Origin of the sequence: Streptomyces sp. NPDC058279 (genome assembly GCF_042881255.1) — a bacterium.
GTDB lineage: Bacteria > Actinomycetota > Actinomycetes > Streptomycetales > Streptomycetaceae > Streptomyces.
The window spans coordinates 284,065-296,654 of the sequence record NZ_JBHVYA010000003.1 but is presented as its reverse complement, the minus strand read 5'-3'; the positions used below and the strand labels follow the sequence as shown (position 1 = coordinate 296,654).

The window sequence follows — 12,590 nt, the reverse complement described above, 5'->3', positions numbered from 1 at the left end:
CCCGCGCCCCCCCCCCCCCCCCCAACCCCCGGGTCCCAAACCCCCCCAAACAACCCCTAACACGGGGGGGGGGGGGGGGGCCCCCCCCGGGGGCCCCCCCCCCCCGACCGCTTTACCGACTGCATTTCCAGCCGGTGGCAGGACAAATTCAATGACCGAAATGATCTCCCCACCAGCGCGGAGTGGTTCTAGGCTCTTCCGTACCGCAGGTCGCGCAGTGCGGGGACGGACGCCGCACACGACGCATCGGAGCACCAGCGGTACTTGAGCGCCGCTCCCGAACAGGAGCGCCGCCGGGCAAGGAGGGCCGCATGACCGTACGGCGAGTAATGGGGATCGAGACGGAGTACGGGATCTCCGTCCCAGGACACCCGAACGCCAATGCCATGCTCACCTCGTCCCAGATCGTCAACGCCTACGCGGCGGCGATGCACCGGGCGCGCCGAGCCCGCTGGGACTTCGAGGAGGAGAACCCGCTGCGGGACGCCCGCGGCTTCGACCTCGCCCGCGAGGCCGCCGACAACAGCCAGCTCACCGACGAGGACATCGGCCTCGCCAACGTGATCCTCACCAACGGCGCCCGCCTCTACGTCGACCACGCGCACCCCGAATACAGCTCCCCCGAGATCACCAACCCGCTCGACGCCGTCCTCTGGGACAAAGCCGGCGAACGGATCATGGCCGAGGCCGCCGAACGCGCCGCCCGGCTCCCCGGCGCCCAGCCCATCCACCTCTACAAGAACAACACGGACAACAAGGGCGCCTCCTACGGCACGCACGAGAACTACCTGATGAAGCGGGAAACCCCCTTCTCCGACATCGTGCGCCACCTGACCCCCTTCTTCGTCTCCCGCCAGGTCGTCACCGGCGCAGGACGCGTCGGCATCGGCCAGGACGGCCGCGACCACGGCTTCCAGATCAGCCAGCGCGCCGACTACTTCGAAGTCGAGGTCGGCCTGGAGACCACCCTCAAGCGCCCCATCATCAACACCCGCGACGAACCCCACTCCGACGCGGAGAAATACCGCCGCCTCCACGTGATCATCGGCGACGCCAACCTCTCCGAGATCTCCACCTACCTGAAACTGGGCACGACCGCCCTGGTCCTGTCCATGATCGAAGACGGCTTCATCAACGTCGACCTCGCCGTCGACCAGCCCGTACGCACCCTCCACCAGGTCTCCCACGACCCCGACCTCCAGCACCTCATCACGCTGCGCAGCGGCCGCACACTCACCGCCGTGCAACTGCAGATGGAGTACTTCGAGCTGGCGCGCAAGTACGTCGACGAGCGGTTCGGGACGGACGCGGACGAGCAGACCAAGGACGTCCTCACTCGGTGGGAGGACGTCCTGGGCCGGCTGGAGACCGACCCCATGAGCCTGTCGGGGGAGCTGGACTGGATCGCGAAACGGGAACTGCTGGAGGGCTACCGCAGGCGCGACGGACTCGACTGGGACGCCGCGCGGCTGCACCTGGTGGACCTCCAGTACGCCGACGTACGCCCCGAGAAGGGCCTCTACAACCGCCTGGTGGCCCGCGGCAAGATGAAGCGGCTGCTGGAGGAGCCGGCGGTGGAGCGGGCCGAGGGCAAGCCCCCGGAGGACACCCGGGCCTACTTCCGGGGCCGGTGCCTGGAGCAGTACGCGGACGACGTCGCCGCGGCCTCCTGGGACTCGGTGATCTTCGACCTCCCGGGCCACGACTCCCTCCAGCGCGTGCCCACGCTGGAGCCCCTGCGGGGGACGCGGGCGCACGTGAAGGAGCTCCTGGACCGCTGCCGCACGGCGGAGGACCTGGTGCGGGTGCTGTCGGGCCGCTGATCCCGGCCCGCCCCCTTTCCGGGACCCGGGCGGGGCCTGAAAGGGGCCCGGTCTGGGAATCATGGGAACACCCGGACGTTATGAAAGTGCGGGGACGAATGTCGGACCCTCCTTGTAGGGTCCGACATAGGGTCTGATCTTGGGAGAGGTCCCGGTCCGGGATCTCTCGACGTGAGCGTGCGAACCGAGCGGGGTGAGGTAGACATGGCGACCAAGGACACCGGCGGCGGACAGCAGAAGGCGACGCGCTCGACCGAGGAGGTCGAGGAGGCGGCGGTCGAGGAATCGACCGACCTCAAGGAGCGCCAGGAGAAGCTCTCCGACGACGTCGACTCGGTACTGGACGAGATCGACGACGTCTTGGAGGAGAATGCCGAGGATTTCGTGAGGTCATTCGTGCAAAAGGGTGGCGAGTGAGGGCCTGTTCGGTCCTTTAGCCTTCGATTCGAAGGTTCCGCAGGGGGCGGGGGATGGACGGAATCGAGGGGACGAAGCGATGCTCGCGCTGCAAGACGTACAGGTCGCGGGCTGGGTTCGCGTCCAATCGGGCAATGAAGGATGGCCTTCAGGCGTATTGCCGGGCTTGTCAGGCAGAACAGCCTCGAGTACGCGAGCTCGCGAAGGGGCGGACGGTACGGCAAAAGGTGGCCGTGCCGTCCGGCCACAAGCGGTGCCCGCAGTGCGGGGAAATCAAACCCCATTCGGAATGGGAACCCAATAAGACTTCATCCGACGGCTGGAGCAGCTACTGCCGAATCTGTAGCGCTCAACGGAATCGCGCGAGCTACTTCAAGCGCAAGTACGGCATCACCGAGGCCGAACGCGACGACATGATCGCGGCTCAAGGTGGAACCTGCCTGCTCTGCCGGACAGCTCCCGCAGAGCATGTTGATCACGATCATCAGACGGGTAAGGTCCGAGGCGTACTGTGCTTCAGCTGTAACGCCGCACTGGGGCAGTTCAAGGATCGGCCGGACGTCATACGGCGTGCAGCCGCTTACGTGGAAGGAAACCTGTGGAAGCCAACAATCGCGGCACAGGGCGTCTACCGGCAGCCTTCCTGACGCCGGGGTCCTCGTCCTTCATGGACTTCCTGGGCGCGCAGGCGCCCGAGATGTTGCCCGGCAATCGCAGGTTGCCGGAGGGGATCGTCGAGGCGCCGCACGGGACGACCATCGTGGCCGTCACGTTCCCCGGCGGGGTGGTGCTGGCCGGTGACCGGCGGGCGACCATGGGGAACATGATCGCGCAGCGGGACATCGAGAAGGTGTTCCCGGCCGACGAGTACTCCGCCGTGGGCATCGCCGGTACGGCCGGTCTGGCCGTGGAGATGGTGAAGCTGTTCCAGTTGGAGTTGGAGCACTTCGAGAAGGTGGAGGGGGCGACCCTTTCGCTGGAGGGCAAGGCGAACCGGCTGTCCACCATGATCCGGAGCAATCTGGGGATGGCGATGCAGGGGCTGGCGGTCGTGCCGCTGTTCGCGGGGTACGACGAGGCCAAGGAGAAGGGTCGGATCTTCTCCTACGACGTGACCGGCGGCCGTTCCGAGGAGCACGGGTTCGCCGCGACCGGTTCGGGCTCGATCTTCGCCAAGGGTTCGATGAAGAAGCTCTACCGTCCCGACCTGACGGAGGAGCAGGCCACCACGCTGGTCGTGCAGGCGCTGTACGACGCCGCCGATGACGACTCGGCGACCGGTGGGCCGGATCTCTACCGTCACATCTATCCCATCGTCACCGTCATCACCGATGAGGGTTTCCGCAGGTTGAGCGACGACGAGTCGCAGGAAATCGCCCGTACGGTCACCAACCGTCGGCTGGAGCAGCCGGACGGCCCGCGCGCCGCCCTGCTCTGACCATCCGTCGCCCCCGTAGGAACCGGAAGAAAGGGACGGACAGCCGGTGTCGACTCCGTTCTATGTGTCACCCCAGCAGGCCATGGCCGACCGGGCGGAATACGCCCGGAAGGGCATCGCCCGCGGTCGCAGCCTTGTCGTGTTGCAGTATGCCGACGGCATCGTGTTCGTCGGGGAGAACCCGTCCCGTGCGCTGCACAAGTTCAGCGAGATCTATGACCGGATCGGCTTCGCGGCCGCCGGCAAGTACAACGAGTACGAGAACCTGCGGATCGGTGGTGTGCGGTACGCGGATCTGCGCGGGTACACCTATGACCGCGATGACGTGACGGCGCGTGGTTTGGCGAACGTGTACGCGCAGACGCTGGGCACCATCTTCTCCAGTGCGGGCGAGAAGCCGTACGAGGTGGAGTTGGTGGTGGCGGAGGTCGGTGCGACGGCCGCGGGGGACCAGATCTATCGGTTGCCGCATGACGGTTCGATCGTGGATGAGCACGGTTCGGTCGCGGTCGGTGGCAATGCCGAGCAGATCAGTACGTTCCTGGACCAGCGGCACCAGGACGGGATGACGTTGTCCGAGGCGTTGAAGCTGGCGGTGCAGGCGCTGTCCAGTCAGGCGAGCGGTGCGGACAAGTCGATTCCGGCGGAGCGGTTGGAGGTCGCGGTGTTGGACCGTACGCGGCCGCAGCAGCGGAAGTTCAAGCGGATCCGGGGTCGGCAGTTGGCGCGGTTGTTGGAGGCGGACGTGCCGGCGGCGGCGCAGGCCGACGCGGTGTCGAACGACGAGGGTCCGGAGGACGACGCGGAGTAGTGCGTTCGGGGGAGCCCCGGTCTGCCGTTGCGGCGGGCCGGGGCTTCGTCGTGTTCAGGCTCGGGGGGCGGGGCCGGAGGAGTCGCGGACGACGAGTTCGACGGGGATGTCGGGGGCGGACCAGTCGGTGCCGTCGAGGACGGCGAGGAGTGCGGTCATGCCTTGGCGGCCGACGTGTTCGGCGGGGAGGCGGACGGTGGTGAGTTCGGGTTCGACGGCGGTGGCGAGGGCGAGGTCGTCGAAGCCGGTGACGGAGAGGTCGTCGGGGACGCGCAGGCCGAGCCGGCGGGCGGCTTTGCAGGCGCCGGCGGCGAGGATGTCGTCGTCGCAGACGACGGCGGTGGGGCGGGTGCTGCCGGGGGTGGTGAGGGCGGCTTCGAGGGCGGTGCGGGCGCCGGTGACGGTGAGGGGGGCGCGTACGGTGCGCAGCTCGGTGGGGGCTTCGAGGAGGTCGGCGAGGGCGCGGGCGCGGATGTGGAAGGTCCAGGAGTCGACGGCGGAGGCGAGGTGGAGGAAGCGGCGGTGGCCGAGGGCGAGGAGGTGTCGGGCGGTTTGGCGCATGCCGTCAGCCATGTCGAGGTTGACGTGGGCGGCGGCGGTGTGGGCGGTGGGGTCGCTGTCGAGCATGACGAGGGGGAGACTGTTGCCGCCGATGGCGTCGAGGGCGTCGGCGGCCATGGAGGAGGCGATGACACCGTCGAGGGCGGCGCGGGCGGAGGCGAAGGGGTCGCGGGCGGGGCCGGTGCCGTCGGGGGAGGGGTAGAGGACGACGCCGAAGCCGTGTTCGGCGGCGACTTGGGCGGCGCCGGTGTAGACGCGGGCGAAGAATTCGTTGGTGAGGGCGGGGACGACGAGGAGGGCGGTGCGGGTGCTGCCGAGGCGGAGGTTGCGGGCGGCGAGGTTGGGGCGGTAGCCGATGTGGGTGGCGGTTTCGCGGACGAGGGCGGCGGTGCGTTCGGAGACGCGGCCGCGCCATTTGTCGCCGAGGACGAGGGAGACGGTGGCCTGGGAGACCCCGGCGGCGTTGGCGACGTCGCGGCTGGTGGGTCTCGTCACGCTGGGCTCCTGTTGTCCGAGGTCACGGGGGGTGTGGGGTGGGGTGGTGGTGGGCGTCGTCTGGACTGGCGGGTTGTGGCCATGGTACGTATGGCGGGTCACGTTATACGTATTACTCCGGCTTGATCCGGGCAGGAAGGGGCGGACATGGCCGCGGGTTATGCGGAGCTGCTCAAAACCCGGCATGCCGCGAGGCTGCTGGCGGGGACGCTGATAGGTCGGTTGCCGAACGCGACGGCGCCGATCGCGATCGTGTTGTTCACGCGGTCGGAGGGGGGCGGTTACAGCCTCGCGGGCGCGTTGGCGGCCGTGTACGGGGTGGCGAACGCGGTGGGGCAGCCGTTGCTGGGTCGGGCGGTGGACGTGTACGGGCAGCCGCGGGTGCAGTTGCCGGCGGCGGTGGTGTCGGCGCTGGGGATGGTGTGGCTGGCGTTCGTGGGGACGGGGTCGGTGGCGGCGGCGTACGCGGCGGTGGTGGTGGCGGGGTTGTTCACGCCGCCGCTGGAGGGGGGCCTGCGGGCGCTGTGGCCGTCGGTGCTGGGCGGCAAGGAGGAGCGGGTCCATGCGGCGTACGCGATGGACGCGGTGGCCCAGGAGGTGATGTTCACGGTCGGTCCGCTGCTGGTGACGTTGTTCGTGTCGCTGTGGGATCCGGCGGTGGCCTTGGTGCTGCTGAATGCGATCGGGGTGCTGGGCGCCCTGTCGGTGGTGGTGTCGGAGCCTTCGCGGGCGTGGCGTTCGGCTCCGCGCGAGGCGCATTGGCTCGGCGCGTTGCGGTCGCGGGGTCTGTTGGCGCTGCTGGGGGCGTTCTTCTTCGTGGGTACGGCGTTGGGGTCGATCACGGTGGCGGGTGTGGCGTACGCGGACGGTCATGGTGGTCAGGCGGTGTACGGCCGGTTGATGGCGGCTTTGGGGTTGGGGGCGCTGGTCGGCGGGGTGCTGTACGGGGCGCGGCAGTGGACGGGGGCGCCGGAGCGGCGGCTGCGGCTGTTGGTGGCGTTGCTGGCGGTGTGTTACCTGCCGTTGATGTGGGTGCCGGGGGCGGTGGCGATGACGGCGCTGACGGCGTTGGCGGGGGTGTTCCTGGCGCCGGCGATCGCGTGTGCGTTCATCGTGGTGGACCGGCACGCTCCGGAGGGGACGGTGACGGAGGCGTTCTCGTGGTTGGTGACCTTCTTCGGGGTGGGGGCGGCGATCGGGACGGCGGCCGCGGGGCCGGCGGTGGAACTGGGGGGTACGGCGGCGGGTTTCGCCGTGGCGAGCGTGGCGGGTGGCGCGGCGTTGCTGGTGCTGATGGCCACTCAGCGGGTGTTGGCTTCGGCGGGGCGGGGTCGGGCGGTGGCGGGGTCCGTCGTGGAGGGTGCGGGGCGGGTGCCGGGGCAGGCCGGCGCGGCTCGTGCGGACGGCGTGTCGGAGCCCTTCGCGGGAAACTGATCGGAACCCCGCTCTCGAACCCGGTTTCAGAAGAGGGCAGAAGGCGTAATGTTCAGTCATGGACCGCCGCATTTTCGGGCTGGAGAACGAGTACGGCGTCACGTGCACGTTCAGGGGACAGCGCCGACTGTCACCTGACGAAGTGGCGCGCTACCTCTTCCGCCGTGTTGTGTCATGGGGCCGCAGCAGCAATGTCTTCCTGCGGAACGGCGCCCGCCTGTACCTCGATGTGGGTTCGCATCCGGAATACGCAACTCCCGAATGCGACAACCTGACCGAGCTGGTCACCCACGACAAGGCCGGCGAGCGCATTCTCGAAGGTTTGCTCGTCGATGCCGAACGTCGCCTGCACGAGGAGGGGATCGCGGGCGACGTCTACCTCTTCAAGAACAACACCGACTCGGCGGGCAATTCGTACGGCTGCCACGAGAACTACCTGGTGGCCCGGCACGGTGAATTCTCCCGCCTGGCGGACATCCTGATCCCGTTCCTCGTCACGCGCCAGTTGATCTGTGGTGCGGGCAAGGTCCTGCAGACGCCTCGGGGCGCGGTCTACTGCGTGAGTCAGCGCGCGGAGCACATCTGGGAGGGCGTCAGCTCGGCCACGACCCGGTCGCGGCCGATCATCAACACGCGGGACGAGCCGCACGCGGACGCGGAGCGGTACCGCCGGCTGCACGTGATCGTCGGGGACTCGAACATGTCCGAGACGACCATGCTGCTCAAGGTGGGCGCCACGGACCTGGTGCTGCGGATGATCGAGGCGGGGACCGTGATGCGGGACCTGACCTTGGAGAACCCGATCCGGGCGATCCGGGAGGTCAGCCACGACATCACCGGTCAGCGCAAGGTGCGCCTGGCCAGTGGGCGTGAGGCGTCGGCGTTGGAGATCCAGCGCGAGTACTACGACAAGGCCCTGGACTTCGCCGAGCGGCGGGGGATCCGTACGGGTGTCGTGGAGCAGGTGCTGGAGCTGTGGGGTCGTACCCTCGACGCGATCGAGGCGGAGGACCTGGACCGGATCGGGACCGAGATCGACTGGGTCATGAAGTACCAGTTGATCGAGCGGTACCGGGGCAAGCACAACATGACGATGTCCAATCCGCGGGTGGCGCAGATAGACCTCGCGTATCACGACATCCACCGTCGGCGCGGGCTGTACTACCTGCTGGAGCGCAAGGGGCAGGCGGCTCGGATCTGCAACGACCTCAAGATCTTCGAGGGGAAGTCGGTGCCCCCGCAGACGACGAGGGCGCGCCTGCGCGGCGATTTCATCCGTCGGGCGCAGGAGCAGCGGCGGGATTTCACCGTCGACTGGGTGCACCTGAAGTTGAACGACCAGGCTCAGCGCACGGTGCTGTGCAAGGACCCGTTCCGTTCGGTGGACGATCGGGTGGAGAAGCTGATCGCCGGTATGTAGCCGACGGTGGGTGGCGGCAAAGCGTGACATCCCGCTGATCTTGGCCGGGGCCCCGTACGCGTCTCGTACGGGGCCCCGTCCACGCCTTAGAGTGGCGGGCGACCGTTGCCGTCTGAGATCTGAGGAACACGTGCGCCGACTTGCCGGCCTGCTGGTCGTACCCCTGCTGCTGCTGACGACGGCAGCCTGCGGTGACGACAGCGGCTCCGATTCCGCCCAGATGAAGAACGGGGTGCCCGCGATCACGAAGGGCGCCGCGTTCGGGGAGAAGCCGACCCTGTCGAAGGGGAAGGGCGACCCGCCGAAGCAGTTGAAGGTGGTGGTCGTCAGCGAGGGCAAGGGCCCGGTGTTGAAGGCCAAGGACGTCGCCCAGGTCAATTACTACGGCCAGGTGTGGGACGGCAAGGAGCCCTTCGACGAGAGCTTCAGCAAGGGCAAGACCTTCGATGTGACGCTCGGCGCGGGCCAGGTCATCAAGGGCTGGGACCAGGGTCTGCAGGGTCAGAAGGTCGGCAGCCGGGTCGAGCTGGTGATCCCGCCGGACCTGGGTTACGGCGCGCAGGGTTCGGGCGACAAGATCAAGGCGAACGCCACGCTCGTGTTCGTGGTGGACATCGTCAAGGGCGCGAGCGTCCCGGTGTCCGCGACGGGCAAGGAAGTGGCGCAGGACGACAAGGACCTGCCGAAGGTCGGTACGAACACGGACGGCAAGGAAGTCTCCGTGACCGTCCCGAAGGACAGTGCCGCGCCGACGAAGCTGGTGTCGAACTACGTCCTGGAAAGCGACGGCCCCGTCGTGAAGGACACCGACACGGTCATCGTGAAGTTCAACGGCAAGACCTGGAAGGACGACAAGACCTTCGAGAGCACCTACGCCACCGACACGGTGGTGACGTGGCCGCTGTCGGATCTGTCGGTCAAGGGTCTCAAGGACGGCATCCTGGGCAAGAAGGCGGGCAGCCGGATTCTGCTGGTGATCCCGCCGGACCAGGCGTTCGGTGACAAGGAGCAGGGGACGATCCCGGCCAATTCGACCCTGGTGTTCAGCCTCGACATCCTCTCGGTGATGTAACACTGGTTCCGGTTTCCCCCGGCCCAGGCCGGGAGGCGCCCCCTGTTGGTTCGTATGAGGAGCAGTTCCGTGAGCGACAAGCTCGAGAAGCCCGAGATCGACTTCCCCGAGGGCCCCGCCCCGACCGAGCTCGTGGTCGAGGACATCTGGGTGGGCGACGGCGCCGAGGCCAAGGCCGGCGCGTTCGTCAAGGTCCACTACGTGGGTGTGGCGTTCTCGACCGGCGAGGAGTTCGACGCCTCCTGGAACCGCGGCGCCCCGCTGGACTTCCAGCTGGGTGTCGGCCAGGTCATCAAGGGCTGGGACCAGGGTGTCCAGGGCATGAAGGTCGGTGGCCGTCGCAAGATCACGATCCCCTCGGACCTCGCGTACGGTGAGCGCGGCGCCGGCGGCGGCGTGATCGCCCCGGGCGAGACGCTGATCTTCGTCTGTGACCTGATGGCCGCCTGATCGACCTCGCGTCACAGCTGTGGGGCCCCCGCCGTGAGGCGGGGGCCCTCGCTTTTGCCGGGGCCCTTCGGGGCGGTACGGTCAACGGTCACGGGTCTGTACGCCGGCGGGTGTACGTGGGGAAGGGCGGAAGGGCGTCGATGGCGATTGCCAAGGCCGAGCGGCTGATGAACCTGGCGTTGTGTCTGCTGGGGACCCGTAGGCCGCTGAGCAAGCGTGAGCTGCGGGGTTCCATCGAGGCGTACCTGGAGGCGGGGAACGACGAGTCCTTCAACCGCATGTTCGAGCGGGACAAGGACGACCTGCGGGAACTCGGTCTGGTGATCGAGACGGTGGAGAACCTGGAGGGCGAGACCGGCTATCTGGCCCGCCGGGACAGCAACCGGCTGCCCCCCGTCTCGTTGGACGCCGAGGAGGCCGCCGCCCTGGGGCTGGCGGCCAAGGTGTGGCAGCAGGCCCGGCTGGCGGGCGCCGCCAGCGGGGCGCTGCAGAAGCTGCGCGCGGGCGGGATGCCGGAGGCCGGCGACCCGTACGAGGGCCAGCACAGCGCGATCGAGCCGCGCATCCCGGTCCACGAGGCGGCCTTCGAGCCGCTGATGCTGGCCTGTCGGGACCGGCGGCCGGTGGTCTTCGACTACCGCAAGTCCACCGCCGCCCACCCCGAGACCCGGCAGGTCGAGCCGTGGGCGCTGGAGTGCTGGCGGGGTCACTGGTACCTGGCCGGTTTCGACCGCGACCGGGAGGCGGAGCGGGTGTTCCGGCTGTCGCGGATCACCGGCAAGGTCCGCTCGCGGGCGGGCAGGTACACCGCGCCGGTGCCGGACGTGGTGACGGTGCGGGAGACCGTGGCGAGCTGGGCCGGGGAGAGCGCGGACCGCACCGCGAGGATCCGGCTGCGGTCCGGGTCCGGGTACCCGCTGCGGGCCAAGGCCGGCTCCGTCAAGGAGGGCGACGACGGTTGGGATGAGCTGGAGATCCCGTACGGGCACGGCCTGGACGCCTGGCTCGTGGAGTTCGGCCCGGACGTGGTGGTGGTGGAACCCGCCGATCTGCGGGCCGATGTGATGGACCGGCTGCGCGCCGTCGCGCTCGGCTGACCGGCCGCGGCGGGGAGCCACCGCGCCGGGAAATCCGTACCGCTCCGATGTCATGAACGCACGCCCTGAGGGGGAGACGTACCAGCATGGCTGCGAACGCCATTGACCAGACCCGCCGGATGCTGTCCTTGGTGACGTACCTGCGCGAACGCCCCGGGGCGCACGTCGCGGACGTCGCGCGCGCCTTCGGGATCACCGAGGACGAGCTGATCTCGGACCTCGACGTGCTGCCGATGTGCGGGACGAGCTTCCGGGGCGGGGACCTGCTCGACATCGACACCGACGGGGAGCGCATCTGGTGGCGCAACCCCGACGCGTCGGGGGAGTCGACGGCGGAGCCGTTGCGGTTGGCCGCCGACGAGGCGACCGCGCTGCTGGTCGCCGCCCGCGCGGTGGCGACGCTGCCCGGGCTGCGCGAGAGCGACCGCGACGCCCTGCTGCGGGCCACCGCGAAGCTGGAGGCGGCCGCCGGCGAGGCGGCGGGCGCCAGCTCCCGCCTGTCGGTGACGTTCGAGTCGGAGGGCGGGGTCTTCGCGGACGTCGACCGGGCCATCGCGGAGCGCCGCAGGCTGTGGCTGCGCTACTACTCGCCGGCGCGGGACGAGCTGACCGAGCGGAAGGTCGACCCGATCCGGCTGTTCGCGGTGGGCCACACGTACATGGAGGGCTGGTGCCACCTCTCCGAGGCCCGGCGCACCTTCCGGCTGGACCGGGTCGCGGAGATCCGGCTGCTGGACGAGCGGGCCGAGCCGCCCGCGATCGAGCCGCGCGACCTGTCCGAGGGGCTGGTGCAGCCGGCCGCCGAGGACCCGGAGGTCGTGGTCGAGGTCGGCCCCGGCGGCCGCTGGGTCGCCGAGTACTACCCGCACGACAGCGCCGAGGAGCTGGCCGGTGGCGGTCTGCGGATCACGCTGCGCAGCCCGGACCCGGCGTCGCTGCGCCGGCTCGCGCTCCGGCTGGGCCGGGAGGGGCGGATCGTGTCGCCTCCGGAGCTGGCGGAGAGCGCGCGCAGCGCCGCGCGAGCGGCACTCGCGGGATACGGGGAACAGGGCTAGGGGGAGCGATGCCGTCATCTTCGGGGGGCGCTCCGGTCACCTTCAAGGCGGGGTGTCCGCAGTGCCGGGGGCGTTTCGAGCTCGCGGCGGGCGCCCTGCGCCTGGCGATCGGCGGCAGCCGCCGCAGCACCTTCTACTCGTTCACCTGCCCCCAGTGCGGGGCGCAGGTGCGCAAGCCCGCCGGGGAACGGATAGTGGAGCTGCTGACGGGCGGCGGTGTGAGCACCCTGCGCAGTGTCTGAGGCGGCGTCGGCGCTAGGCTCCTCCCATGATGTGGCCGATGTTCGCGATTGCCCTGGGTTTCCTCGGTCTCGTGGTGCTGGCGGTGCCGGCCGTGCGGGTCTTCCTGGCGGTGCGGCGGCTGTCGGCGCAGGTGGCCGAGGCGAGCCGCCGGGTCACCGGGGCCGCGGGCGACCTGGAGCGGGCCGCCGGTGATCTGGAGCGGGCCGCGGCGGACCTGGCCCGGGCCGGCCGGGCCGCGAGCCGGTAGGCGTACCCTCGTAGAAACCTGGCGTAC

At 69.5% G+C, this 12,590-nt stretch carries 14 protein-coding genes; 13 read left to right on the top strand and 1 reads right to left on the bottom strand.

Annotation, left to right across the window (positions count from 1 at the left end; genetic code table 11):
* The first annotated feature begins 311 nt into the window (after positions 1-311).
* The 5 genes from dop to prcA all read left to right on the top strand — a co-directional run bounded on the left by dop (position 312) and on the right by prcA (position 4,489).
* Positions 312-1,823 carry a depupylase/deamidase Dop gene (gene dop / locus ACFVXJ_RS08890; RefSeq protein WP_389660704.1) on the top strand — a complete coding sequence of 504 codons (1,512 nt, stop codon included), beginning with the start codon at positions 312-314 and terminating at the stop codon, positions 1,821-1,823.
* Positions 1,824-2,027: 204 nt separating this feature from the next.
* Positions 2,028-2,240 carry a ubiquitin-like protein Pup gene (locus ACFVXJ_RS08885; RefSeq protein ID WP_030233608.1) on the top strand — a complete coding sequence of 71 codons (213 nt, stop codon included), beginning with the start codon at positions 2,028-2,030 and terminating at the stop codon, positions 2,238-2,240.
* A gap of 53 nt (positions 2,241-2,293) precedes the next feature.
* The gene (locus ACFVXJ_RS08880; RefSeq protein ID WP_389660702.1) at positions 2,294-2,887 is read left to right on the top strand and encodes an endonuclease VII domain-containing protein; all 594 of its coding nucleotides are present in this window, start codon (positions 2,294-2,296) and stop codon (positions 2,885-2,887) included.
* Complete coding sequence (gene prcB, locus ACFVXJ_RS08875) at positions 2,839-3,678, top strand: proteasome subunit beta (RefSeq protein ID WP_389660700.1); 840 nt, start codon at positions 2,839-2,841, stop codon at positions 3,676-3,678. The genes ACFVXJ_RS08880 and prcB overlap by 49 nt, the downstream gene beginning before the upstream one ends.
* Before the next feature lie 46 nt (positions 3,679-3,724).
* The gene (gene prcA / locus ACFVXJ_RS08870) at positions 3,725-4,489 is read left to right on the top strand and encodes a proteasome subunit alpha (RefSeq protein ID WP_389660698.1); all 765 of its coding nucleotides are present in this window, start codon (positions 3,725-3,727) and stop codon (positions 4,487-4,489) included.
* A 54-nt stretch (positions 4,490-4,543) separates the two neighbouring features.
* Here prcA and ACFVXJ_RS08865 read toward each other — a convergent pair whose 3' ends face one another.
* Positions 4,544-5,545, bottom strand: coding sequence for a LacI family DNA-binding transcriptional regulator (locus ACFVXJ_RS08865; RefSeq protein ID WP_389660697.1), 1,002 nt, complete (start codon positions 5,543-5,545; stop codon positions 4,544-4,546).
* A gap of 147 nt (positions 5,546-5,692) precedes the next feature.
* Between ACFVXJ_RS08865 and ACFVXJ_RS08860 the strand changes: the two genes are divergently transcribed.
* From ACFVXJ_RS08860 to ACFVXJ_RS08825, 8 genes are all read left to right on the top strand, one after another.
* Positions 5,693-6,979, top strand: coding sequence for an MFS transporter (locus tag ACFVXJ_RS08860; protein WP_389660695.1), 1,287 nt, complete (start codon positions 5,693-5,695; stop codon positions 6,977-6,979).
* Positions 6,980-7,037: 58 nt separating this feature from the next.
* The gene (gene pafA, locus ACFVXJ_RS08855; RefSeq protein ID WP_136211119.1) at positions 7,038-8,399 is read left to right on the top strand and encodes a Pup--protein ligase; all 1,362 of its coding nucleotides are present in this window, start codon (positions 7,038-7,040) and stop codon (positions 8,397-8,399) included.
* A gap of 130 nt (positions 8,400-8,529) precedes the next feature.
* Entirely contained in the window at positions 8,530-9,471 is a 942-nt protein-coding gene (locus ACFVXJ_RS08850; RefSeq protein ID WP_389660693.1) for an FKBP-type peptidyl-prolyl cis-trans isomerase, read from the top strand.
* Between the two features lie 54 nt (positions 9,472-9,525).
* Entirely contained in the window at positions 9,526-9,921 is a 396-nt protein-coding gene (locus ACFVXJ_RS08845; RefSeq protein WP_389660691.1) for an FKBP-type peptidyl-prolyl cis-trans isomerase, read from the top strand.
* Between the two features lie 140 nt (positions 9,922-10,061).
* Positions 10,062-11,018 (top strand): helix-turn-helix transcriptional regulator, encoded by a 957-nt coding sequence (locus ACFVXJ_RS08840; RefSeq protein ID WP_389660689.1) that lies wholly within the window; start codon positions 10,062-10,064, stop codon positions 11,016-11,018.
* Positions 11,019-11,104: 86 nt separating this feature from the next.
* Positions 11,105-12,073, top strand: coding sequence for a YafY family protein (locus tag ACFVXJ_RS08835; protein WP_136211111.1), 969 nt, complete (start codon positions 11,105-11,107; stop codon positions 12,071-12,073).
* Positions 12,074-12,081: 8 nt separating this feature from the next.
* Entirely contained in the window at positions 12,082-12,315 is a 234-nt protein-coding gene (locus tag ACFVXJ_RS08830) for a hypothetical protein (protein WP_389660687.1), read from the top strand.
* A 26-nt stretch (positions 12,316-12,341) separates the two neighbouring features.
* Complete coding sequence (locus ACFVXJ_RS08825) at positions 12,342-12,563, top strand: hypothetical protein (RefSeq protein WP_389660685.1); 222 nt, start codon at positions 12,342-12,344, stop codon at positions 12,561-12,563.
* Positions 12,564-12,590: the final 27 nt, after the last annotated feature.